General features: G+C 38.9%; 20 protein-coding genes and 1 pseudogene. 5 read left to right on the forward strand and 16 right to left on the reverse strand.

Features of this window, described 5'->3' with window-relative positions:
* Positions 1-32: 32 nt before the first annotated feature.
* Positions 33-941, forward strand: coding sequence for a LysR family transcriptional regulator (locus tag SK637_RS06710; RefSeq protein ID WP_001222593.1), 909 nt, complete (start codon positions 33-35; stop codon positions 939-941).
* A 104-nt stretch (positions 942-1045) separates the two neighbouring features.
* Here the strand turns inward: SK637_RS06710 and SK637_RS06715 are convergent, their stop codons facing one another.
* The 5 genes from SK637_RS06715 to SK637_RS06735 all read right to left on the reverse strand — a co-directional run bounded on the left by SK637_RS06715 (position 1046) and on the right by SK637_RS06735 (position 5515).
* Positions 1046-2248 (reverse strand): hypothetical protein, encoded by a 1203-nt coding sequence (locus SK637_RS06715; RefSeq protein ID WP_033689077.1) that lies wholly within the window; start codon positions 2246-2248, stop codon positions 1046-1048.
* Between the two features lie 32 nt (positions 2249-2280).
* Positions 2281-3267 (reverse strand): ABC transporter permease, encoded by a 987-nt coding sequence (locus SK637_RS06720; protein ID WP_237397621.1) that lies wholly within the window; start codon positions 3265-3267, stop codon positions 2281-2283.
* 167 nt (positions 3268-3434) lie between these two features.
* Positions 3435-3851 (reverse strand): hypothetical protein, encoded by a 417-nt coding sequence (locus tag SK637_RS06725; RefSeq protein WP_033689078.1) that lies wholly within the window; start codon positions 3849-3851, stop codon positions 3435-3437.
* 74 nt (positions 3852-3925) lie between these two features.
* On the reverse strand, positions 3926-4483 hold the full coding sequence (locus tag SK637_RS06730; RefSeq protein ID WP_080710523.1) for a hypothetical protein: 558 nt from the start codon (positions 4481-4483) through the stop codon (positions 3926-3928).
* A gap of 57 nt (positions 4484-4540) precedes the next feature.
* Complete coding sequence (locus SK637_RS06735) at positions 4541-5515, reverse strand: PspC-like choline-binding domain-containing protein (RefSeq protein ID WP_033689079.1); 975 nt, start codon at positions 5513-5515, stop codon at positions 4541-4543.
* A gap of 512 nt (positions 5516-6027) precedes the next feature.
* Between SK637_RS06735 and SK637_RS06740 the strand changes: the two are divergent.
* The 3 genes and pseudogenes from SK637_RS06740 to SK637_RS06750 form a co-directional block, all read left to right on the forward strand.
* A pseudogene (locus SK637_RS06740) lies at positions 6028-6498 on the forward strand (DUF3990 domain-containing protein); the annotation flags it as partial.
* Positions 6499-6525: 27 nt separating this feature from the next.
* Positions 6526-6738 carry a hypothetical protein gene (locus tag SK637_RS06745; RefSeq protein ID WP_033689080.1) on the forward strand — a complete coding sequence of 71 codons (213 nt, stop codon included), beginning with the start codon at positions 6526-6528 and terminating at the stop codon, positions 6736-6738.
* A gap of 330 nt (positions 6739-7068) precedes the next feature.
* Positions 7069-7953 (forward strand): helix-turn-helix domain-containing protein, encoded by an 885-nt coding sequence (locus SK637_RS06750; protein WP_237397622.1) that lies wholly within the window; start codon positions 7069-7071, stop codon positions 7951-7953.
* Between the two features lie 37 nt (positions 7954-7990).
* Here the strand turns inward: SK637_RS06750 and SK637_RS06755 are convergent, their stop codons facing one another.
* From SK637_RS06755 to miaA, 5 genes are read right to left on the reverse strand one after another with little or no spacing between them, the layout of a single operon-like run.
* Complete coding sequence (locus tag SK637_RS06755) at positions 7991-8746, reverse strand: SDR family NAD(P)-dependent oxidoreductase (protein ID WP_033689081.1); 756 nt, start codon at positions 8744-8746, stop codon at positions 7991-7993.
* 20 nt (positions 8747-8766) lie between these two features.
* Entirely contained in the window at positions 8767-9696 is a 930-nt protein-coding gene (gene rnz / locus SK637_RS06760; RefSeq protein ID WP_033689082.1) for a ribonuclease Z, read from the reverse strand.
* A gap of 14 nt (positions 9697-9710) precedes the next feature.
* Positions 9711-10334 carry a cystathionine beta-lyase gene (locus SK637_RS06765; protein ID WP_033689084.1) on the reverse strand — a complete coding sequence of 208 codons (624 nt, stop codon included), beginning with the start codon at positions 10332-10334 and terminating at the stop codon, positions 9711-9713.
* Positions 10327-11565 (reverse strand): GTPase HflX, encoded by a 1239-nt coding sequence (gene hflX / locus SK637_RS06770; protein WP_033689085.1) that lies wholly within the window; start codon positions 11563-11565, stop codon positions 10327-10329. The genes SK637_RS06765 and hflX overlap by 8 nt, the downstream gene beginning before the upstream one ends.
* Positions 11558-12442 carry a tRNA (adenosine(37)-N6)-dimethylallyltransferase MiaA gene (gene miaA / locus SK637_RS06775; RefSeq protein WP_033689086.1) on the reverse strand — a complete coding sequence of 295 codons (885 nt, stop codon included), beginning with the start codon at positions 12440-12442 and terminating at the stop codon, positions 11558-11560. The genes hflX and miaA overlap by 8 nt, the downstream gene beginning before the upstream one ends.
* A gap of 120 nt (positions 12443-12562) precedes the next feature.
* Between miaA and SK637_RS06780 the strand changes: the two genes are divergently transcribed.
* Positions 12563-12733, forward strand: coding sequence for a DUF3042 family protein (locus SK637_RS06780; RefSeq protein ID WP_001051780.1), 171 nt, complete (start codon positions 12563-12565; stop codon positions 12731-12733).
* 50 nt (positions 12734-12783) lie between these two features.
* Here the strand turns inward: SK637_RS06780 and SK637_RS06785 are convergent, their stop codons facing one another.
* From SK637_RS06785 to SK637_RS06810, 6 genes are all read right to left on the reverse strand, one after another.
* Positions 12784-13623 carry a thymidylate synthase gene (locus SK637_RS06785; protein ID WP_033689087.1) on the reverse strand — a complete coding sequence of 280 codons (840 nt, stop codon included), beginning with the start codon at positions 13621-13623 and terminating at the stop codon, positions 12784-12786.
* Positions 13624-13719: 96 nt separating this feature from the next.
* Positions 13720-14679 carry an ROK family glucokinase gene (locus SK637_RS06790; protein ID WP_033689088.1) on the reverse strand — a complete coding sequence of 320 codons (960 nt, stop codon included), beginning with the start codon at positions 14677-14679 and terminating at the stop codon, positions 13720-13722.
* Positions 14680-14790: 111 nt separating this feature from the next.
* Complete coding sequence (locus tag SK637_RS06795; protein WP_080710525.1) at positions 14791-15483, reverse strand: excalibur calcium-binding domain-containing protein; 693 nt, start codon at positions 15481-15483, stop codon at positions 14791-14793.
* Positions 15484-15532: 49 nt separating this feature from the next.
* Positions 15533-16150, reverse strand: a complete 618-nt coding sequence (locus tag SK637_RS06800) for an alpha/beta fold hydrolase (protein ID WP_033689090.1) — start codon at positions 16148-16150, stop codon at positions 15533-15535.
* Positions 16151-17872 (reverse strand): aminodeoxychorismate synthase component I, encoded by a 1722-nt coding sequence (pabB, locus tag SK637_RS06805; protein WP_033689091.1) that lies wholly within the window; start codon positions 17870-17872, stop codon positions 16151-16153.
* A 60-nt stretch (positions 17873-17932) separates the two neighbouring features.
* On the reverse strand, positions 17933-23842 hold the full coding sequence (locus SK637_RS06810; RefSeq protein ID WP_033689092.1) for a ZmpA/ZmpB/ZmpC family metallo-endopeptidase: 5910 nt from the start codon (positions 23840-23842) through the stop codon (positions 17933-17935).
* Between the last annotated feature and the right edge of the window lies 1 nt (position 23843).

A 23843-nucleotide genomic window follows, 5' to 3' on the forward strand; every position in this document is an offset into this window, starting at 1 on the left:
CGATTCTGACGCAAGTGTGGTACAATAAAAACATGAGAATTCAACAATTACATTATATTATCAAAATCGTCGAAACTGGCTCCATGAATGAGGCAGCCAAGCAACTCTTTATCACTCAACCTAGTCTTTCCAATGCAGTAAGAGATTTGGAAAATGAAATGGGCATTGAAATCTTTATCCGCAATCCCAAGGGTATTACCTTGACCCGTGATGGCATGGAATTCCTCTCTTATGCCCGTCAGGTTGTCGAGCAAACTCAGCTTCTAGAAGAACGCTATAAAAATCCTGTTGCCCACCGCGAACTCTTTAGCGTTTCCTCTCAACACTATGCCTTTGTGGTCAATGCCTTTGTCTCTCTGCTCAAGAAAAGTGATATGGAGAAATACGAGCTCTTCCTTCGTGAAACTCGGACTTGGGAGATTATCGACGACGTCAAGAACTTCCGTAGTGAGGTCGGTGTCCTATTTTTGAACAGCTACAACCGTGATGTTTTAACGAAAATGCTGGATGACAACCACCTGCTGGCTCACCATCTTTTTACCGCCCAGCCTCATATCTTTGTCAGTAAGACCAACCCTCTGGCAAAAAAAGACAAGGTCAAACTATCTGATTTAGAAAACTTCCCTTACCTCAGCTATGACCAAGGGACGCACAACTCCTTCTACTTTTCAGAAGAGATTCTGTCCCAAGAACACCACAAGAAATCTATCGTAGTCAGCGACCGTGCTACCCTCTTTAATCTCTTGATTGGTCTGGACGGATATACCATTGCGACAGGGATTTTGAACAGCAACCTTAACGGAGACAATATCGTTTCCATCCCATTGGATATTGACGACTCCATTGAGCTGGTTTATATCCAGCATGAAAAAACCAGCCTCTCTAAGATGGGGGAACGCTTTATCGACTATCTCCTAGAAGAAGTTCAGTTTGATAGTTGAGAATCAGTCTAAATCGAATAAGCTAAAAACCTCAAGAACTAGCTTTCAACCCTAGCTCTTGAGGTTTTTTCTCTAATAATAAATCAAGAGGATTTTATAAAATCTTATTTTTTAAACCAAAATATAGACAGAATTACAACAAGGACAAGTCCAGCTCCTGCAACCAGTCCAAATACTGGAATGTTTTCAAATAGTTTTTGTTCTGGCTGTGTCTCCTCACTAGTTTCTTGAGTTGATTCTGCCACTGTATCACCTTGTTTCGCCACGTCTTGTTCTGCTTTTTTCTCTATTTTCTTAGGACCATAAGTTGGATTAACAAAAGCTACTTGTTTAGTCGGTTTGGAGTAGTCTTCTGCTCCTTCTTTGACTCGCCATGACACAGAATATAAAGTCCGTCCCTCCAATACCATTCCTAAATCAATTCGCTCACCAGGAGGCAAACCTCCACCTAAACCGACACTAAAAGCAAACTCTTGATCCTCCTGATTCTCTTTTAAGACAATAAATCCATTCTCACTCACTTTTTTAAGACGGGATACCTTCCCCCTAATATCTGCATCCTTAAAGGTTCCAGTGTAGCTTCCATCCTCTCCTAAAATAAGTGATGAAGCTTTACCATGCTTCCCATTATTTGGCTCTTTATTAATCCAAGTACCTACTAACTCGGATGGGAGAGGAATTTCATCACCAATTTTAGCATCAACAAGGGACTTAGGCATAGGAGGATTCGGATCCATATTATCTCCAATAATCGGGAGATTTAGAGAAGTATATTCAATAGTTGAGGTGTCTATTTTTGTTTTAGAATCAAGATTTAACTCGTCTAGATCACCTTCTCCTGCTCTAAATTGACTTTGTTTAATTAAAGTTGGCTCTTTATTTTCTTTAGAAAGTTGAAACAATCTATATGACATAATCCCTGGAACACTTTCAAAAACAATAATACTTCCATCTGTGTAGGTATTAATAACTGTCCCCATTCTAAGACTTGTATCCCAAAATCTATCAAATAATGGAGTGGGAGTATTACCATTCATATAATATACTTCAAACAGTTCCCATTTTTCACCATTGATTAGATTGATTAGACCGATTAATAACTCATCCGTCCCATTTTTATCAATATCCATCAAAGCGTAACCAAGTCTATTAGCATTATTTTCAAATAGCTGTTTGCTCTCCCACTTCTCAGTAATTTGTGGCAATAGTTGGTTGTAGGCAGTATTGTCAGCTTGGGCTGAATCCACTAGTGAAAATAAGCCGCAAAACAAACCCAAGCAGGTAATTATTTTTATAATTTTCTTCATACTATTTCTAATTTTAATTTCACCTATATAAATTAATAAAAATTATTTTGATGGTAATGGTTATGCGTATGGTAATGATTTTCCTGAACACGTAAATTTCTTAGGTAATCAACTGCTTCTTCTGTATTTCTACGAATTCCATCTAACTGCTGTAATTGCAAAGTTTGAACATAATTGTTATATCTTAATGCTTGAAGCATTTTCTTAGTATCAATATATTGTTCCCTTTGTAATTGTAGCATTTCTTTCTGATAGTTCAACTGTAATTCTTTATATTTTGTATCATCATATAAATTTACAAGTTCCTTCATATTATCAGCTTTAAAATTTTCTAAAGCTCCGATAAAAAACTCTATAGCTTCTATGAAATAATAATCTTTGGGATACCATCCACTACCAAAAGCCACTAGAGCTCCTGCAGCTTCTTGCATCTCTATTTCACACTGCTGTTGCTCTTCTTTAATTTCTTGTTCACGTTTAATCTGTCTATCATAATCAGACTGTCTCATACCTGAATTTTTAATAAGTTGTTTATTATCATCATCAATTAGCTTATTAATAAAGTCAACCCATTTAGGATACCAAATTTTACCTAAAATAGAAGTTAAATAAAGCATCCCTAAAGTTACAATTGAAAAAAATATACCGTCAAATAAGTTAAAACTTATTAAGCCTATTATTGCTAAAAAAATTATCCTAAGAGGCGCAGCTAATAACATGACTAAAATAATCCCTGTCCATATATTTAACCATTTCTCTGTTTTTCTGCGTATCTTCTTTTGAAGATAAAAAATTAAAATAGCTGTTGCTGCCAAATACATAACAAGTTCAAGAAGATTACCGTCACCAAACCAAAACATTAGTAGAAATTTAGCTAGATTTCCCAAAGCACCAAACAGAACTACATAAAATGATTGCCTCATCATTTTCTCTATTTTGTTAGATGAATTACTTTCTAATAAATTTTGTAGTTGAGCTTGTATTTGCTTAGCTTTCCTTCTATCATTTTCTAACTTCATCTTATAGTTTTGCTTTTGATAAATATAATCTATACCTCTATGTAGATTATATAAATTTTCTAATAATACTGATTTCTATTCCACTTTATTCTCCATCTTTTTCTATTTTACTAAAAAACCTGCTATTACTAGTACATCTATCCCAACTACTACTGAAAAGAAGTTATTTAATCAATCCGTTTACTAGTAGTCTTATCACCTTTTATGACCATTATTGCTGCAAAAATATTTATCAAAGCACAGATAAAATATAGAATAGCTCCGTAACCTAATTGTGCTCTACCAACTATTTCTTTCAAGAATGTAAAATGAATAAACAAACTAAATGCACTTAATAAAATAATGACAAGTGACTGAATAATTGCTATCACTCTTCTATTTACTATAAATAAAGATAATAATAAAGTGATTACAAATGCACCGTACCAAACAATAAATACCATAAATCGGGAAGGCGCATTTAGATAATCAACTACGTACTCACTTACCGGAGCTAGTGATTGATTACCTGATGAAACAACAGGCAATAAGAAAGTAATTAGGCCAACCAAGCTGGCTAGAGTTATTAATTTTTTAAATTTCATTTGATATTCTCCCTGTATACAATTTCCTACCCCAGTAACTTTTAGGGTACTGAGGTAAGCTTTGAATGTGTAGTCTATTTTACTCGGTTAAAGGTTTGATCTGGCTCTTGAAGATAAAGTTCCTTATCTTTTAACATATATTTTGTTTTTCCTAAATCTCTTCCTTTATCGTCTGTGATTGTCAATTCTTTCTTTTTTTTATCAATTTTCACTAGTCTTTTTTCTTTGTCTCCGTCTGAATCTTCAGAGATGACGGTCTCAGAATTTCCTTTAATCACCATGACTAAATGATCACGTTTTGTTAAAATTTCATAAGTTCCATCTAAGGGATCACTAGTTAATTTGCGAACTCCAAAGAACAGAACAAGAAAGATAGCTAGGCTTATTCCGATAGATTGTAGAGGTTTTGTTTCAAATAATTTTTTAATTTTTTCAATCGAACCATCCATATCTAGATTTTCGATTTGTTTTCCAGCTTTATCTACAAAACTTGCTGCCTCTTTTTTGATTGCTTCTACTCTATCAGGCTTCTCTGTCACTACTTCATTAATTGATTCTTCCATTCTTTCCGTAGTCTCTTCGACTTTTTCTACGGTCACTTCTTCGTTCGTTTGGTTTTCATGTTTTTCCATTATTTTCTCTTTTCTCCCTGTTTAAAATAAGTTTTATCTACAGTATAGATTATTTTCTTATTTCACCCACTTACCTGAGCCATCTACTGTGTAGCCATCTGGGGTACGTTCGTTAACCGCCATCTTACCATTTGACTTGAGATAGTAGTCACCTACCCATGTACTACGGGCGTAACTTCCTTCTGATGTTAGGTAATAGTAAGATTGGTAGCTACTATCATAGATCCACTCACTCTTAGCCATTTTACCATCTGATTTGAGGTAGTAACTTCCAGCCCAAGCATTACGCGCATAGCTACCCTCTGCTGTCAAGTAATAGTATGATTGATAGTTATTGTCATAAATCCACTCGCTCTTAGCCATATAGCCACCTGATTTGAGGTAATAATTGCCTGACCAAGCATTCTGAACAAAGTTCCCTGAAGCATTTAGGTAGAAGTAGGAATTGTACTGAACATCAAAAATCCATTGATTCACTACTTTCACACCAGCTTTGTAGTAAGAAGAACCTGACCAACCAGTCTGACCTGAGTTAGAGTTGGTAGCTGGTTTTGGAGTTTCAGTTGCTGTTGGTATCTCTACCTTTTTAATCGGAGAATATTCACCTCTAGAGATTCTAAAAACTTCTGAACGTCCGAAGTAACGTTTTCCAAAATCACCTGAACTGTAAATATCTAGATGGTAGTTCCCATCTTTTACTAAGAGTATATTAATTCCCTCTTTTATTCTATTACTTCCTCTAAATCTACCAAAAAAGGATGAAGAAGCAAGTGCACCGGTATCTTCATTAACTATATCAAAATCAAGAGCTGTATTATCAGTAGTTGTAGAACTTCTTTGCAGGTCAACCAAAAGTGTATCTACTGTATAACTTCCATCTGTCTGTATTAAGGTGATTTTCAAGGGATTTTGAGTATCCTTAATACTCATATCTGTTAAGGCATGAACCTCTGTCGGTTTAGAAGCTACATAACCTACTGACAATAAAGCACCGGCTAGTAAAGAAGAGGCCAACATTTTTCTGTTTTTCATAACAAAACTCCTTATATATTTCTATTTTTCTAAAAATTTTTGATAATTGTCTTATAACCTTAAAAGTAAATATAATTTTTTTCTAGTATCGAGCATTTAAGTTTTTCCCATATCATTTTCTCCTTTAATGACTGATAGAATAGGATTGAGTGATAAGTCAATCCTTGTTATACTAGTATAACAAGCCGGCTTTATTGGCTATTCTTTCCCTTATCATACCATAATAGATATTTATTTTTTTCGTCATTTAAACTATAGTTTCAATATAATTTTTAAAATAAAAAATTAGCATAGAATTCTAATGTTTTGTAACTATAGTTTACTTTTCCAAGTATTTTCTTTAAAATTTTGTATAATAGTCTTAGAAGGATTTTAAAGTAGTTGGCTTATCTAAACTAGAATTGAAACAGGTAGTAGGTGCGTAAATCCTAGAAAAATGCTATAATTATTTTATGGAAGAGTTCAACTTTAATAAGGAGTTTAGCAGTACAAAAATTTAGTATCACGGAACAACATCTACTCAAGTTGCTTCTTTGAAAGATGGAATAGATGTCTATCATAGTAAACGTAACTGTGATTTTGGTATCGGATTTTATGTGACATCTAAGCTCAGCCAAGCAATTAAATGGGCTCAGCGGAAAACAAAAGATGAAATTCCTTTTAATCCGAATGTAAAATCGGTTGTTCTAAGTTATCAATTTCAAGAACTTGATAATTCTGAAACTAAAATTTTTGAAATTGACAAAGAATACTTTCAGTTTGTTTATAAAAATAGATTGGAGTTAGATGCTAAATCTGGAAATAATATTCATCATTTTTCAGCAGTATTTGGTCCAGTTCTTGATGGTCAAGTTACACGATTGAAAGAAACTTTAGATGATTATTTCCAAGGATTTAATACCTTAGAACAAACCGCTGAAATTCTTTTGGGAAAATATCAGGATGATACGCAATTGTGTATATGTAGTCAAAATTGCAGATAAACTAACCCTAGTTAAGGAGGAAACGATATGATTTTGTCAAATGAAAAACAAACTCTCAGAGCTGAAGTAGAACAGTTTTTAAGGAAGAATTATCATATTGCTCCTGATACTGTTTCTCCTGTTACAAATGTCGTATTGGAAAATTGGTTTGAAGAGTTAGATAATGGAGGTTCTCATTTAACCGCAGACCTTATAGCTGATAATATCGTAGATATTGCCCACCGTTACTCATTGCATTAATAAGTCATTTGAGTTTGGTTCATCAAATCTTTTTCTCTATTCTCAAAAACTATTCATGACCACATTAGGCATAAATCTCTTATAGTAAGAGGTGTTAACTCTACTATAAGAGATTTATGCCTTTTTGTGTTTACAGAACTGATTGTACATTACCTATCTATTTTTTCGTCATTTAAACTATAGTTTCAATCTTGTTCATAAAAACAAAAAATAGCATAGAATTCTAATATTTTGTAACTATAGTTTTCTTTCTCCATTTTTTTCTCTAAATTTTTATATAATAGTCTTAGAAGTATATAAGGAGATGATTTATGGAAAACTTATATCCATTTGGAACTACATTTAAGTACCTGCGCGAAGCACGGCCTCAGCCTAAAGGAAGCCGCCTCAGATATCGTATCACCACAGTTCCTAAGTCAATTTGAAAAAGGAGACAAGGGAATTTCACTTGAAAACTTTGCCAAACTATTAATTGTTATCGGAGTTGAATGGAATGATTTTGTTATCGCCTATGCAAATAAAGGTGGAGATTGTTTAGAATTACCTGCTATTGAATTTGGCAAGCATGTAGTCCATGAAGAAGATATCCTCACTTACATTGAAGAATACGAAAAATTATTTGATGTCTATCTAAAAGACAATCCACTTCAAGCAGAGATGATTTTCAAATCTATCAAATTAAGACACTATCCAACCATAGCAAAGAGTCCAGAAACTGTTGCTAGGATTCAAAACATTATCAATCATTTAATGAAATCGGATGTCTTTAATAGTATCGAACTTGAAATTTATCGCGTCATCGTCAATCATTCTCCTATGGAACTTATTGACCATATGACCAAACAATTATTACTTATGTACAAAGAAAGTGCCAATACTGACACCTACATCCGTATTTTAAATGCTCTCACTTTCTCCGTAAAATACTTCTCTGAACTAGGGTACTATCAAAAGGCTGATGATATTATTAAAAAAATTAAATCACTTCAGACCTTCGAACGAGGATACCTGGCTATTCCCCTCATGTTCCTAGAAGTTGAACATGTTTACAATCAATTTAGATGGAATAAACCCGAGGCTATTCCTTTAGCCAAAAATCTATTTAATTATCTTCAAAGTGCAAAATTTATTGATCAGCAATACTACTCTAATTTTATCAACGCCTTCACCTATCACTGCCATTCATTAAATAAGACTGGAATTGATTTATTCTAATCGTCAAAAAAGTTGCTCCATTTTAGGAACAACTTTTTTATTTATAATTAAAAGTCTCCCCTGCCAACTTATCAGCTAGCTTGGGAAAGAGGGTATAAAACTTATGGGCTAGGTTCAACAAGACTGGGAGATTGAGTTCGCGTTTGTTTTTTCCTATAATCTTGACAATCTTTTTAGCCACTGCATCTGGTTCTAGCAGGAAGCGGGCAACAGATTTGAGATAGGTGCCATCTGGGTCGGCCTGATCGAAAAATCCTGTACGGATTGGTCCTGGATTGACAGTCGTCACATAAACACCGTAGGACATAAGTTCTAGGCGCAGAGCATTTGAAAAACCAATAGCCGCAAACTTGGTCGCTGAGTAAAGACTAGACTTACCAGTAGCGATTAAACCTGCCATGCTGACGATATTGATGATATGACCTTTTCGGCTTTCCTTCATTCGAGCCGCAAGGCGTCGAGATAGATTCATCAGGGCAAAGGTATTGACCTCAAATATCTGGTGAATATCTTGGTCGGAAATCTGGTCAAATTCCTCAAAAATCCCGTAACCAGCGTTGTTTATCAAGACATCAATCTCGCCATAGCGGAGATAGAGGTCTGCTACCAGAGCTTCTAAGGCTGAGTCATCGGTAATATCGATTTCAATCCATTCTGCATGGGGATGATTTCCGTAGAGTTGGGCTAATTTTTCCTTATTTCTACCAAGTAAGATGAGTTGGTCATTTGGCAGAAGTTTAACTATTTCTTGGGCTAGACCACCGCTAGCTCCTGTAATGAGAATAGTAGGCATACTGTTCCTTTCTCAATCTTTTAGATTTCCACTTCCTCCAAGTCTTTGACCACATGGACATTTTCAAAAACACTAGCAGCATCTTTTTTGAGCTTGCTGATATCTTTTGAGAGGAAACGGGCACTGATATGGTTGAGCAATAGTCGTTTGGCGCTTGCTTCTACCGCTACTTGTGCAGCTTGCATGTTAGTAGAGTGGCCATGGTTACGAGCAATTTTTTCATCACCCTTGCCATAAGTGGACTCATGGACAAGGACATCGGCATTGACAGCCAGACGCACACTAGCATCCGTTTTTCGAGTGTCTCCTAAAATAGTGATAATTTTACCTGGACGTGGAGCTGAGATGTAGTCTGCTGCCTTGATTTCAGTACCGTCTTCCAAAACAACATCTTGACCGTTTTTGATTTTACCAAAGAGTGGGCCAAATGGGACACCAGCAACCTTGAGTTTTTCAGCATCCAGCGTTCCTTCCAAGTCCTTTTGCATGACACGATAACCAACACAGAAAATTGTGTGGTCCAGCTCCTCTGCATACACCGTGAATTTATCGGTTTCAAGGATTTTCCCTAAAGAATCTTGGTCAAACTCATGAAAATGAATGCGGTAAGGCAGGCGCGAACCTGACACACGAAGGCTGGTTAAGACAAAGGACTTAATCCCTTGAGGTCCATAGATTTCCAAATCCGTCTGCTCTTCATTAGCCTGAAAGGCTCGACTAGAAAGGAAACCTGGTAAGCCAAAAATGTGGTCTCCATGCAGGTGGGTGATAAAGATTTTGCTGACCTTACGTGGTCGAATCGTGGTTTCCAGAATGCGATTTTGCGTACCTTCTCCACAGTCAAAGAGCCAGACTTCGTTAATCTCGTCCAAAAGTTTCAGGGCGAGACTGGAGACATTGCGGGCTTTAGAGGGCTGACCAGCCCCCGTTCCTAAAAATTGAATATCCATTCGATACTTTCTAATTAATCAATATATAACATGGCTGTGCGATTTTCCGATCGGAAATAGCGCTTGCCAGAAAAAGCAACAGCTTCTTGCAATAAATCCTCTTGGCTATAACCTTTTAGACGCTTACGACCATCAGCCAAGTTTTCTAAATCTGTCAAAGCTGTGAGATTTTCCACGCTAACAACTTCCTCATCTCCGACAGCCTTCATGTAAATCTTGCCAGACTCCTCAAAGAGCAGTTGATGGGGGAAAATTTGCGCAATTTCAAAAAGCAAGTCATCCGAAATCTTCTCTTCATTCTCAGAGAAAATCCGACCAAGACCATCACTCTCATAACAAAAACCAAAGGATTTACCAGACAGATTAATCCGAATAAAAGGCTTATTTTCTAGGGTGAAACTTGGTTCAACATTGTAAAGATTCAGTTCCTGACTGACTTCTGCAAAATAATCCGTCGCAGCCTCAGGACTTTTTTTCTGGTAGAGTTCTGCAAAGTAAGCATTGACCACGCTAGGCGGAGGAGTGATCAGTGCCAACTGCTCTTGCTCTGTTTTACCGGCTAGAAGTTGATCCAGATAGACCTTATCCAGACTTGTATAGCCCCCATATTTTAGAGCCAACGTTTTAATATCAGTCATAAAATTCCTCTAACCTCCATTTATTTTTCTCGGAAATGTAGCCTGTAATCACTTCGCCGTCTTCCTGATAATCACGTTCTTCAAGAATCGCAACACTTTCTAAATCATGAATCTTGTAAGATTTTGAAAAAGGCACGCGCAGGGTAAAAGATTCAAAAATCTCCTTGATTTTCTCTAAAAATAAAGCCTGCAAATTTTCACGACTATCCTCAGACTTGGCAGAAATGAGGGCATAAGGCGTTTGGGTAGGCGTGAAATCCTCCACCAAATCCGCTTTATTATAAAGGGTCAGGCGAGGAATATCTTCCATGTCCAGGTCTTTCATGATGGACAGAACCGTTTTTTCATGTTCCTCATGGTAAGGATTGCTGGCATCGATAACATGAACAAGAAGGTCCACATGCTTGCTTTCTTCCAAGGTCGACTTGAAACTGGATACCAACTCTGTCGGCAAATCTTGGATAAAGCCCACGGTATCTGTCAAAGTTACTTGGAGATTGCCTCCCAGATGGATACTCTTAGTCGTCGCATCTAGAGTCGCAAATAGCTCGTCAGCCTCATACTGGGTCTTACTGGACAAGGTGTTCATGATAGTTGACTTCCCAGCATTGGTATAACCAATCAAACCAATCTTAAAGGTGCTTGACTCCAAACGTTTTTCTCTGACGGTCGCCCGATTTTTCTCAACCACCTTGAGCTGGCGCTCGATATCCGTGATTTGATTGCGAACGCTACGACGGTTCAGCTCCAGCTGGCTTTCACCAGGTCCACGGGAACCAATTCCCCCTGCCTGACGGCTGAGCATAATTCCCTGACCAACCAAACGAGGCAAGAGATATTTGAGCTGGGCTAGATGGACTTGGAGTTTCCCTTCATGGCTTCTAGCTCGCATGGCAAAGATATCCAAAATCAACTGCATACGGTCAATGACCTTAACACCCAGAACTTCCTCTAAATTGACATTCTGCCTTGGTGTCAAACGGTTATTGACGATGACAGTGGTGATTTCTTCTGCATCCACCATGAGCGCAATTTCTTCCAACTTACCAGAGCCGACGAAGGTCTTAGAATCATATTTTTCACGTTTTTGTCTGTAGCTATCTACAACGACTGCCCCAGCCGTTTTCGCTAAACTGGCCAATTCTTCCATGGAGAGGTCAAAATTGTCCATGCCCTGCAATTCCACACCAATCAGCAGGACTCGCTCCTCTTTTTTCTCCGTTTCAATCATCTAAAAACTCCTCTATCTGGCTTAAAATGCGGTCTTGCACACCAGCTTCTCCAATCTGATAAAAGGTGACCTGCATGCGATTACGGAACCAGGTCAACTGACGCTTGGCAAAACGGCGGGTCGCCTGTTTGAGACTCTCACTAGCTTCTTCCAAGGTCTGCTCTCCACGGAAATAAGGAAAGAATTCCTTGTAGCCAATTCCTTTAGCAGCCTGCACATCTGGATAATGGTCAAAGAGCCACTTGGCCTCATCCAAAAGCCCAGCCTCAAACATCAGATCCACTCGGTGGTTGATACGTTCATAAAGCTGACTGCGTTCATCATCCAAGCAGATAATCAATGGTTCATATAGACTTTCTTGATTTTCCAAATCCTGACCAAAATGGGCTATTTCCAAGGCACGCATCGCACGACGACGATTAAACTGAGGAATTTCAAGACCTGTTTGCTCCACCATATGAGCTAATTCCTCATCTGTATAAGGCTCCAAGCTAGTCCGATAGGCCAAAATCTCCTCATGGGGAGTCTCCCCACCTAGGTGGTAACCTTCAAGCAAGCTCTGGATATAAAGTCCAGTCCCACCGGCGATAATAGCTAGCTTGCCACGGCTGTGAATATCCTCAATAGCTATCTTAGCTTCTGAAACAAAATCAAAAGCCGAGTAAGACTCGGTTACCTCTCTAACATCGATTAAATGATGAGGAACAGCTGCCTGCTCTGCTGGACTAGCCTTAGCCGTCCCAATATCAAGTCCTCGATAGACTTGCTGGCTATCTCCACTAACCACTTCGCCATTAAAACGCTTGCCCACTTCAATGGCTAGAGCCGTCTTTCCAACTGCAGTCGGTCCAACAATCACAATTATTTTTGTTTTCATCTTTTTTCCTTGAAAAATTCCCATTTTTTCGTTACTATTATTATAACACAAAAAGGTCAGTCAGAAAAATGTGACCTCTTGAAGGGGCTGGCTGATTGAGAATATAAAGGAGGAAGACTCATGGCTAAAGGATTCGCTAAAGGTCTTGTAACAGGTGTCGCAGGAACTGTCGCTGCAGTCGCAGGTGCAGTATACGCATTTAAAAAGAAAGTGATCGAACCAGAAGAGCAAAAAGCAGCTTTCATCGAAGAAAACCGTAAAAAAGCAGCTCGCCGCCGCGTATCACGTTAAGAAACAAAAGAAGTTGGGATTCATTGTCTCAACTTCTTTTTTCTATTCTTTTAAATAGCTAGGTCAAACTTCAACTGCGGCTTGACAGGGTCATAATCCACCAATTCAAAATCCTCTGCTTTAATATCAAAGAAATTGGTCTTATCTGGCACATTCAATACCAAACGTGGTTGGCAGTTTGACGGCTCACGTCGAAGCAATTCCTCAGCTTGTTCAAATTGATTGTCATAGATATGGAGGTTGTTGATAAAGTAGAAGAACTTCCCAACCTTCCAGCCGAAATGCTTGGCAATCATCATTTGAAGAGCCACATACTGCATAGCGTTGATGTGGTGGGCCACCAGCATGTCATTAGAACGCTGGGTCAAGGTCGCATCCAGATAGATTACTCCATCTACACGGCGGACATCAAACATGGTCTGAAAGGCGCACGGGAGCAACCCATCTGTTTCTTCGAAAGCTTGGTAATCCCAGAGCGAAATGATATTGCGACGGTTCCAAGGATTTGCTTCCAACTGTTTGAGAAGCTTATTGATGATGTCGTGTTTCTTAACGACCGCCCCGTAACGCTCACCAATAGTTCCCGTATCTCCCACTTCCCAATCATTCCAGTAGTGAACATTGTACTTGTCATTAAGCACGTCTAGGCTATTTGACTGGTCTTGATAAATCCAGAACACTTCCTTGATGGCGGATTTGATGGCAATTGGCCGCAAAGTTGTAATGGGGAATTCCCCCTTGGCCAAGTCATACTCTGCAAAGGCACCCGTTACATATTTAGAGTTGGCAACTGTCCCATCCTTGTACTTGGGACGTGCTTGCTCAGAAAAGACACCGTCTTTGAGGATTCGTTCAATATTCTCTTTAAAAATCGTATCTGCTTTTGTCATTTACTCTCACCTCATTTATTGTCCTAACTAGTATAGCATAAAAAAAGAAAGGAGGAAAATCACTCGCTTTTAGAAAGCAATTTTCTCCTTTTTATTTTATTGCAATACAAGTGATGCTGCTCCGATAACCCCAGCGTCATTTCCTAGAGTTGCAAGAGCTAATTTAGTAGATGTACGTACTTGTGGGAAAGTATTTTCATCGTAGACTTTTTGAACACCTTGTAGAAGGAATTCTCCTGCAGCTGACACACCACCACCGATGACGATTGTTGATGGGTTTAGGATTGAGCCAATGTTAGCACAAGCGATTCCCAAGTAACGTGAGAAGTTACGGTAAACAATCAAAGCAAGGTCGTCTCCTTCTTTTGCAAGGTCAAATACAGTCTTAGCAGTTACTTCTTCTCCATTATCAATCAAGCGTTTCAAGGCTGCATCGCCTTCGTATGCATCGGCATAGCGACGAGTCAAGTTGACAATCCCTGTTGCTGAAGCAACTGTCTCAAGGCAACCTTTCTTACCGCAAGTACATGCGATTGGTTGGTCAAAGTCAACAGTGATGTGGCCAAGCTCACCTGCTGCACCAGCAACACCATGAAGCAATTTGCCTTCTGCAACGATACCGCCACCAACACCTGTACCGAGTGTCATAAAGACAACGTCTGGTTGGTTATCACCAGCACCCATCCAGCGCTCACCGAGAGCAGCCACGTTGGCATCATTATCGATGAAGAATGGGATACCCAAGGCTTTTTCAATTTTCTCTTTGATTGGTTGAAGGGTTTTCCAGTTGAGGTTGTAGGCACCGATAACAGTCCCTTTTTCACGGTCAACCACACCTGGTGATCCCATTCCAATACCTTGGAAGTCCGCTGCCACCAATCCAAGCAAGTCCAAACGATGTTGAATAGACTCAATCATATCATCTACGATATGACTTCCCTCATCCAAAATGTTGGTCTTGATAGACCATTTTTCTTGGATTTCTCCTGCTGTTGTCAAGATTGCAAATTTGATAGAAGTTCCACCAAGGTCAATCCCAATAATCTTTTGACTCATCATATTCTCCTTTTTCATTATAAATTAATTGAAAATGCTTACAGCACTAGTATAACAAATTTCACTCATTTATGCAAAGGTTTGCATTAACTTTCTAGATTTTATCCTTACTTATGGTTTCCAGAGACCTGAAGCATCTACGTAGTAGCGGCCTCCATCAACTCGCTCATTTTTAGCCATTTTACCATCTGATTTCAAATAGTAGTTTCCTTGCCATGCATTGCGAGCATAAGAACCATCTGATTTCAAGTAATACCATGCTTGGTAAGAAGAATCATAAACCCACTCACCTTGTGCCATTTTACCGTTTGATTTAAGGTAATAAGCTCCTTGCCATGCATTTTTTGCATAAGAACCATCTGATTTCAAATAATACCAAGCTTGATAAGAATCATCATAAATCCATTCGCTCTGGGCCATTTTTCCGTCTGATTTCAGGTAATAGCTTCCCTGCCAAGCATTTTTCACTGGATTTCCAATTTCATCAAAGTAGTACCAAGCACCGTCCTGCTTAACCCAACCACTTGCTGTTGATGAACTTGTATCAGTTTGAGTTGTAGCCGCTTGTTTTGCTTTAAAAGCACCCTTAGGAGCATTTTTCAATTCGCAAGCCACACCATCATGATCGCGGTCTAACTTGGCAGAATAACCAGGTTCTCCCTCGTGAATATCCGAGTATCCATTCGCCCAAGCTTCCTTACAACTAGAAAAATGAATGCTTTCTTCTGCTAACACAGGTTGTGAAAACAAGGCTAAAACTGGCAAGGTAGCCAGACTCATTTTTAAAAATAGACGTTTGTTCATTACTTTCTCCTATAGGAATGTTATCGATTTCAATATTATTTTATCAAACTTATTTCAGCAATTCAAGAAAACTTCTAGTTATTGCTGCAAACTCTTTTGGTTTGGCTCTATTCAAGACATGAGGACCGTCAGGGATAATCTGGAATTGAGATTCTGATATTAGTTTATGAAGACTTCTCATAGAACTAAGATTGGGTTTATCTTTGCTACCACAAATTAGTAAGGTTGGATAAGGACAAGTTCTTGATATATCAGTTAAATCAAGTGTCTTCAATTCCTCAGAAACTCCGACCATAAAAGCTTTGTCTGCTCCCTGTTTTTCAAATACCTTTTTGGGAAGTAGTTTAAAAATCAACAACTGAATATAAAAAGGAATGTTACCCGCTAGTTTCAGTGGACAACCTGACAAAACCAAGGATTGAAGATTTGGTATCTCATAACTTGAAAGCTCCAATGCAAGGGCAGCTCCTAAGGACAAACCGATTAGGACAAAAGGTTCTGTTTCCACTGTTAAGCGCTGATAAATGCGCTCCTTGGCTTCTTGGTAGGTGGCAACTCCGGAAGGAAATAACTCTATGGCTTCAGAGGGATAATCTGCAAGCAACTCTTGCACTTCCTTCCAACTATCTGCTGACTGACCTAGGCCATGTAAAAATATTAATTTCATTTAGTTCTCCCTTACTGACAACTCATACAAACCCCTGACTGCATTACAGCCATAGATAGCTTCTGCTCCCTTCAAATCTTCTATGGTCAAGACTTTCTCTTCTACCTGTCCTGTTTCCAGCAAATGTTGACGGTAAATTCCTGGTAAGATTCCCAGTCGGATAGATGGTGTATAGAGTCTCCCATCAATCTTCAGAACCAAATTTCCAATAGAGGTTTCAAGCAATTCTCCTCTTTGATTATGATAAATCTTCTCTTGTTTCCCTAGGCTCAAGTGAGGTCGGAAGCTTGTTTTGAAGTAGGTAAAGGCTTGTTGCAAATTAACTTCTTGCAGGCAAAGTTTGGCCTCGCAAAAACTTGGACTAAGAGGTGTTAAGATTTGTCGACTAAGTTCTATCTCTCCAGACTTGCCGAGAGAAATACGCAAGCGGTAATCTTGATTAGCATCACAAGCCTGACACTCTTCCTCTATCTTTTGTTTCAAGTTTTCTGAATCAAATGGAAAGGCAAAATACCGACTCGCTTTTCTCAGCCTTTCTAGATGTTGTTCTTCAAACATCAGTTGTTTTTGGCTGATTTTTCCAGTTGTAATTAATTGGAAGCGAGCTTGTTTACGATAAAGAACGGCTGCCTTTTGATGAACCTCGCGATATTCAGATTCCCAAGTGCTATCCCATGTAATACCTCCACCAACTCCATAGATGGCTTTCCCTTGATACAGTTGAATAGTCCGGATAGCAACATTAAAAATCCGTCGTCCATTTGGAAGCAGGAGACCAATCGTTCCACAGTAGACTCCACGCGGTTGTGGCTCCAAGTTCTTGATGATTTCCATGGTCGCAATTTTCGGAGCTCCTGTTATTGATCCACAAGGAAAGAGAGAACGGAATATTTCTACAAGGTCAACATCCTCTCGCAACTGACTCTTGATGGTCGAAGTCATCTGCCAGACAGTCGAATACTGCTCCACTTGACACAAACGCTCCACATGCTCACTTCCCACTTCAGAAATACGGTTCATATCGTTGCGCAAGAGGTCCACAATCATCATATTTTCAGAGCGATTTTTGGGGTCCTGTTCCAACCAAGCTGCCTGATCCAAGTCTTCTTGGTCAGTCATGCCACGCTGAGTCGTTCCCTTCATTGGTCGCGTTATCAACTCACGGTCATTTTGCTCAAAAAAGAGCTCTGGACTCATGGAAATCACTGCCATCTCATCATGTTCAACATAGGCATTGTAACCCGCCTCCTGCTCTACCACCATGCGATTGTAGATGGCAAAAGGATTAGCGCTTAAATCTTGCTTGAGTTGGACGGTGTAGTTGACCTGATAAGTGTCTCCCTGCCGCAAATGATGGCGAATCTGGGCAATCGCCTTCTCATAGTCTGCTGCAGACGTTACTTCCTGCCAGTTTGAAGGTAAATCAACCTCGTCATAAATCAGAGGAATAGGGGAGGTCTCCACCTTATCGTGAACAGTAAAGTAAAGCAAATACTCGTCCAGTAAAGGAGCTTTATGAACTGCTAATTTCTCCTCAAAAGCAGGTGCAGCCTCATAGCTGACATAACCCACCACATAATAGCCTTGCTCTTGGTAGCTTTCCACTTGTGCCAGCAAATCTGCCACTTCTGCTACATTTCTCGTTTTCAACTCTTTAATGGGCTGGGTAAAGGTGTATCTTTCCCCAAAAGCCCTAAAATCAATCACTGTTTTTCTATGCATACCTTAAGTATAGCACAAAATAAGAAAACCCTCATCCGCAAAGCAGATGAGAGATTTCAATTATTTAAAGATTGAAGTTTTAAAGCTGTTTGTTTGTTGAAGAAGTTTCTTGAAGATTTTCTCTTTAAGTGATACAGTATTATCAAATTTAACTGATCCGTTTTTAAGAGTAGCTTTATCTTTATCAACAGCTGCAGCAAATGCATTCTTCAAGTCATCGTAACTACTATATGTAGTGCCATCAATTGTAACTGGGTTAAATCCTGCTTTCGCTTTATCAACAACTTCTTTGAAGTATTCTTTCTTCCAATCTTCTAGAGTATTAAATTTACCATCAGAAACTTTCTTAATGATGAAGTCATCTCCTAGAGTAGCATGACCTGCTTGTTTAGACTCATTTTTCAGCATGTTAGAAGCATAATTTAGGAAGCCTTTTTCATATCCAAAGTAACCCCACATACGGAAGGTGTTATGTTTGAATGACATTGCTCCTGGAGCACCTTCACTTGTGTTACCACCATAGATACCAGCGGTAATTGGTACAGTTACATAAGCAGAACCGAATCCAGTTGGGTCATACTGACCATTACCAGGACCGTGCTTAGTCATGAAGTTTTTCTCTACTAAGTCGTTAACAGATGTTAAATTATATTCTTTTTCTTCTGCATTTAAATCCCTAACGTTGTCGTATTGGTTCTTCGTATTAGCTCCACGAAGTTTTTTATCCACTTTCTTGAACCAAGCACTATTTAAGGCTTTATCCTGTTTATCAATAACGGCTTCTCCTTCAAGGTAGTCAAGAAGCATTAGAGTATCGTTGAAACCTTTCATGTAATGATCGATTTCTTCTCGAGATGCGAGATCATTTGGATTAGTGTTATACCATTGATTTCCATCATTTGGACGTTCATAGGCCATGTTCAATCCTAATGCTTTAAAGTCACCGTTTGGACTTGTTTCAGCAGGTGATTGTAGCATACCTTGTGCAAATGCTTCTAAGTCAGTTCCTTCACGGTGTCTTGAACCACCTAAGTAAACCATACGGTCATTTACGTGAGTTGTTTCATGAGTGAAGGCTGAGATACCGAAGTCACTAATCATACTAGTAACCATGAAGAATACTGAATCATCTTTATAAGGGTTACCGTAAACACGAGCGACAGCTCCCATACGCCAGTCTGTTGCGTGATAACGACCTGTTGGTCCATATAGCTCACGAACTGGAGCAATGTCTTTACCGCTGTTAGTGTGACCGTATTTGTCAGTACCTTCTGGATAGTTTTGGTTATCTAGTACTGGTGTTGGTACCATGTTGTTGCTCTTAAGCAGTTGATTACGAACTTTATCTAATGATAGACGAGACCAGAAGTCTAGGTAATTTTGTTGAGCTTTTGCTACTTTATCGATTTCAGGTTTGAATGCCTCGCGTTCTGCTTCAGTCTTCTTACCGTATTTCTCGAATGAACTGTACGCTAGTGTATTATATGTTGAGATTAGAATCATGTGCGCATCTTTTAAATTCAGAAGTGGCAGAATCATCTTACCATGCACGTCGTTGTTTAATCCTTCGTAGGCTCTGTGTTTCTTATCAGCAAACTCAGGTGTTGTTGTTTTAGGTTCAACAATATATACATTATCTTTAGTTGCTTTTATGAACCAGTCGTTTAAGTCAGTGTCACTTGTAAATAGACGCATATTATAGTCTAAGAAACTGTTTAACTCGCCTATACCGATAACTCCACCGATCGTTTCGCGATAAGCTTCTAAAGTTCTATCACCTTTAATGTTATTTTCCTTAGAACCAACCTTAATCAAGAAGTCTAACACACCAACATTCTTACCATAGAAGTCCGGTTTGAATAACATTAACTCTTTAATGTTAAAGTCATCGAATTTAACCCCGTAGTAACGATTTAGGTAAGTTAATCCAAGAAGAACTGCTGCTTTGTTGTCATCGATTTTCTTAATCAAGGCACGTTTAGCGGCTTCATCTGTGTTCAGTTGGTGATCTTCATTTTCCACTAACTTCGTAACAAATTGAGTGAGATTATCTTTCACATACTTGAAGCTTTCTTCTAAGTACAAATCCTTAATTGCATTGACTTTGTTACCACCAGTTCTACCCAAGTGTTGGTAAATCGGATCAGATTGCAGTTCAACTGGACTTAACTTGCTTTCGATAGCGCTGATTAAATCTGAACGATCTTTAACCAGCATATTTGGTGTATAAACGACTTCACCAAGCTCAGCGACACTGTATTCTTTCACTTGCTTAACTTGAGAGTCTTTCGGAGAAATTGTAAAGATATCTTTTGTCTTATCTGCGTAGTGAACCAAAATATGGTCAGCATCTGTAAGGTCTGTGACAAAGTCATTGCCTTTCATTGCAGTTACAGACAATACTTCTTTCGTTAATAAGTTTGATCCAGCTGGAATCTTGTTCCCTTGGTTGACAATCCATTCTTTGTTGTAGAACGGTTGAAGTTTTTCAACATTACGGTAAGCAAGCTCACGAGAAGCATCGTAATCCTGAGTATCTTTGTAAGTATCGGCTTTTGGTTTTACATTATTTAGTGAATCTTCAACAAGAGGGTTGATAACATAATCGTTAGCAGTTAATCCTAATGTTGCAATTTTCTTGTCAGCTTCTTCTTGTGAGACTTCTTTAATTCGGTTAGAAACAGAGAATCTAAATGAACGCTTACCTGTACTCACATTTTTTACAATGAAGTTACGTTCTAATGCGTCATTTGAGAAGTATCCACCATCTTCGTCAATATCTTTAGATCCATAGAATACTTCACCGTTTTCTACTTTCATCATAGACACAGAGTCAGCAACTTTACCCCATGCCCAGTTTTTACTAAGGAAACCACCAACTTCAACAGGAGTTTTTACTTTAATAGTCCCTTTAGTAACGGCATTACGAACAGAACCGTATTTACCGATTCCGTTAGGGTCAGAACCGTTATCCGATCTAGCAACAAATCCACCGATACGAGCTTTATTAGCAACTATATCAGCTTCTACATAACCTTTGTCAACATTACCTTTCCAGATTTCGCCAACCATGCCACCGAAATCCCAACCTCTATCACCTACACCTGTAAGTTTACCGATATAAGCAACATTAGTAAGTTGTCCGCCATTATCTAATTTATTAACAAGTCCGGCAATTCCATCTCTACCAATGATGCTACCAGTTACTTTAATATTTTCAACAGTGGCATTCTTAACAGTTCTGGCAAGTGCAGAAATATTATCAACCCAAGGCATGTTAATATCAACATTAGCCAAGTTAACATCTTTAACAGAACCACCTTCAATACCACCAAATAGTTGACGAGACATATTGTGGATTGAATAACGTTGTCCGTCAACACTTGACAACTTACCTTTAAATGTACCAGGAACGTACTCTTTATTTGGAGTTGGTACATTGGCTGCATTTAAATCTGCACCCAGTTTAAACTCACCTGTAGGATTAGCTTTCATATCTTTGACAAGCTCGTTGAAGTTGTAGTAAACATTACCTTCTTTTGCTTTTTGTTTTTCAAAGTAATGAACATACTCTTCGTTCAGTGTGTTGTCAGCAGTCCGTTGAATCAAATCAGGTGCTTTGGCTGTAACCTTATACAAGGTCTTGCCATCAACTGTTACTTCTTCAATTTTGTCAACGGCAAGTCTGGTTGTTTTATTGTCATGAGTGGTCACTCGTAAATAAAGCGGAGAAACATCAGCTGGTTTTGCTGTCAGCAAACTAGTGTCTGTTTCGTTACCATCAGCATCCACACTCATCAAGCTTGTTTCTTTGATATTTTTGATTTCAACTTTTTTGAGGTCGATTCTTAGAGGTTCTTCTTTCAGAACTTCTTCCTCATCACCCTCACCACGGTCATAAACCATCTTCGTTTCAAGTTTATAATCCTTGTAGTACTGCAAATCTGTCAGGGTAGTTGTCAGGTCGTCTGGTGAAACATTCAAGGTTTTGACAATCTCATCACCTTTTTTCAGAGTTAGGGTGATAGATTTAATGGCTGCCTTACTTGGATTTTCTAGACTGTATTTAACATCTGAAGTACGCTTCAAATCCTTAGGTTCAACTGCCGTGATGGTCAATACTGGTTTTTCAAAAGTCTTGGTACCACGTTTCAAAATTTTGTCTTGAGGTGCCTCAAGGATTTCCTCTGTAATTTTTGGAGCGTCCTCTGTTTTAACTCCCTTAATGGTATTAAAGGTCTTGGTGATTTTTTTCTGGCCTTCTTTTCCTTCTTGAGCTACAACTTCTAAGCCTTTTTTCAGTTGGTCATCTTCTTTAACAACTTCCTTAAATGGAATCTTTTCAAGACTTTCTTCTACAAGAGTTCCTTCAATTGGTTTTGTCCCACGACTTACCTGTTGGTTTACAGGCTCCTTGGTAACTTCTGTGCTAGTTGAAAGAACTTGGTCAGTTTTAACACCTTCTACTGTTTTATAAGTTGTTTTAGTAACTTGACTACCTTTTTCACCATTTCTTACGACAGTTTCTTCGTCCGTATACTTGGTTGGATCCTCAGTCGTTTCAGTTTTGTAGTCTAGGTCTGTAGTCGATGTTTCAACAAGAGTTCCCTCAGTTACTTTGTACTCAGGTAACTGCTCTTGTACAAGGGCTTGACCTGCTTTACCTTCCTCTTGTGTACCTTTTACTTCGATTGGAGCTTCTGGCAATTCTGGCTGTGTTAGAGCTTGGCCTGCTTTACCTTCTTCTTGAGTTCCTTTTACTTCAACTGGAGCATCTGGTAAAGTTGGTTGTGTTATGGCTTGGCCTGCTTTACCTTCTTCTTGAGTGCCCTTCGTTTCAACTGGGGCCTCTGGTAAGGTTGGTTCTGTTATGGCTTGGCCAGTTTTACCTTCCTCTTGAGTTCCTTTTGCTACTTGATGCGTTGGTTCAGCTTGTGGGGTTGGAGTTGGGGCAGGTTGCACCTCTTTCTTCGTTCCGACTGCAATGACTTGTGACACAGGATTTTGAATCACTTGGTCTTCGACGACTTCTCTAACTTCTTGACCGTTGACCATCGATACTTTGGTTACAAGGCGACGCTGACCATTTACTCCAGCTGTTACGATACGAGTCTGTCCTTCTGCTAGATTAGCATCTGGGCTTGTGACTGTTTCAAAGGGAATCTCCACCAAGCTCTCTTCCTGTCTTGTCTGAGGCTTCTCAGAAACTGGTTTTTCTTCAACCGCAGGAACAACTGGAGTTTCTACTACAGGATTCTCAACGATAGTTTCTGGAGCAACAGCAGGTCTTTCTTGATTGACTTCAGTTTTCTCGATTTCTTTTGAACTTTGCTTCTCTACTGACAACTGAGGCTGTTCTGCTGAATCTGGTCTTGATGGATGGAGTTCTGCTTCCTTGAAGTATCCGATGTACTCATAACCATCAATATGGATGATCCCTTCAGCCAAGCCTTCATGTGTAGAGACTGAAATAGTTTGGTTATAAGAAAGCAATTCTTTATTTTCAAATGCAAATGTCCCGTAAGGTACAAAGGTGCTGGCTCCTAAAGAACCAATTAAGAGAACACCTAGGACCTCTTTGCGACCTTTTTTAGACACCAAAAAGACTGCTAGAGAAGCCGTTGCCAAGCCAAGGCCTGCTAGGGCTAGCTCCTTATTTCCCGTGTATGGAAGTTGTTGACTGTTAGTTGCCTTCTTACGATAAACTACATAGAGAATATCATCATCTTGAAATTCTGTAGGAACTTCATGGTGAATTAGAGCTTTTTCAGACTCGGTCAATTCCTGCTCCGCCAAATAACGGTAATGAACGCTATGAGCACCACCGACTTCATTGGCTTGAACCTTATCTACTAAAAGGGTACTGGCACCAAAAAGGAAGGCCCCAATGGCTACAGGACCTACCCCAACAGTTAGCTTACGAATCGAATATTTGGTGATTTTTTCTAGTTGTTGTTTTGTTTTTTTCATT

Source organism: Streptococcus mitis (assembly GCF_000722765.2).
Lineage (GTDB): Bacteria > Bacillota > Bacilli > Lactobacillales > Streptococcaceae > Streptococcus > Streptococcus mitis_AQ.

Excerpts from the sequence above, each read along its gene's own strand:
- rnz (WP_033689082.1), bottom strand. The coding sequence starts at position 9,696 with ATGGATATTCAATTTTTAGGAACGGGGGCTGGTCAGCCCTCTAAAGCC.
- SK637_RS06765 (WP_033689084.1), bottom strand. The coding sequence starts at position 10,334 with ATGACTGATATTAAAACGTTGGCTCTAAAATATGGGGGCTATACAAGT.
- SK637_RS06735 (WP_033689079.1), bottom strand. The coding sequence starts at position 5,515 with ATGAAAAACAGAAAAATGTTGGCCTCTTCTTTACTAGCCGGTGCTTTA.
- SK637_RS06745 (WP_033689080.1), top strand. The coding sequence starts at position 6,526 with ATGATTTTGTCAAATGAAAAACAAACTCTCAGAGCTGAAGTAGAACAG.
- pabB (WP_033689091.1), bottom strand. The coding sequence starts at position 17,872 with ATGCATAGAAAAACAGTGATTGATTTTAGGGCTTTTGGGGAAAGATAC.
- SK637_RS06715 (WP_033689077.1), bottom strand. The coding sequence starts at position 2,248 with ATGAAGAAAATTATAAAAATAATTACCTGCTTGGGTTTGTTTTGCGGC.
- SK637_RS06790 (WP_033689088.1), bottom strand. The coding sequence starts at position 14,679 with ATGAGTCAAAAGATTATTGGGATTGACCTTGGTGGAACTTCTATCAAA.
- SK637_RS06780 (WP_001051780.1), top strand. The coding sequence starts at position 12,563 with ATGGCTAAAGGATTCGCTAAAGGTCTTGTAACAGGTGTCGCAGGAACT.
- SK637_RS06755 (WP_033689081.1), bottom strand. The coding sequence starts at position 8,746 with ATGCCTACTATTCTCATTACAGGAGCTAGCGGTGGTCTAGCCCAAGAA.
- SK637_RS06710 (WP_001222593.1), top strand. The coding sequence starts at position 33 with ATGAGAATTCAACAATTACATTATATTATCAAAATCGTCGAAACTGGC.
- SK637_RS06725 (WP_033689078.1), bottom strand. The coding sequence starts at position 3,851 with ATGAAATTTAAAAAATTAATAACTCTAGCCAGCTTGGTTGGCCTAATT.
- miaA (WP_033689086.1), bottom strand. The coding sequence starts at position 12,442 with ATGAAAACAAAAATAATTGTGATTGTTGGACCGACTGCAGTTGGAAAG.
- SK637_RS06795 (WP_080710525.1), bottom strand. The coding sequence starts at position 15,483 with ATGAACAAACGTCTATTTTTAAAAATGAGTCTGGCTACCTTGCCAGTT.
- SK637_RS06730 (WP_080710523.1), bottom strand. The coding sequence starts at position 4,483 with ATGGAAAAACATGAAAACCAAACGAACGAAGAAGTGACCGTAGAAAAA.
- hflX (WP_033689085.1), bottom strand. The coding sequence starts at position 11,565 with ATGATTGAAACGGAGAAAAAAGAGGAGCGAGTCCTGCTGATTGGTGTG.
- SK637_RS06800 (WP_033689090.1), bottom strand. The coding sequence starts at position 16,150 with ATGAAATTAATATTTTTACATGGCCTAGGTCAGTCAGCAGATAGTTGG.
- SK637_RS06785 (WP_033689087.1), bottom strand. The coding sequence starts at position 13,623 with ATGACAAAAGCAGATACGATTTTTAAAGAGAATATTGAACGAATCCTC.
- SK637_RS06810 (WP_033689092.1), bottom strand. The coding sequence starts at position 23,842 with ATGAAAAAAACAAAACAACAACTAGAAAAAATCACCAAATATTCGATT.
- SK637_RS06720 (WP_237397621.1), bottom strand. The coding sequence starts at position 3,267 with ATGAAGTTAGAAAATGATAGAAGGAAAGCTAAGCAAATACAAGCTCAA.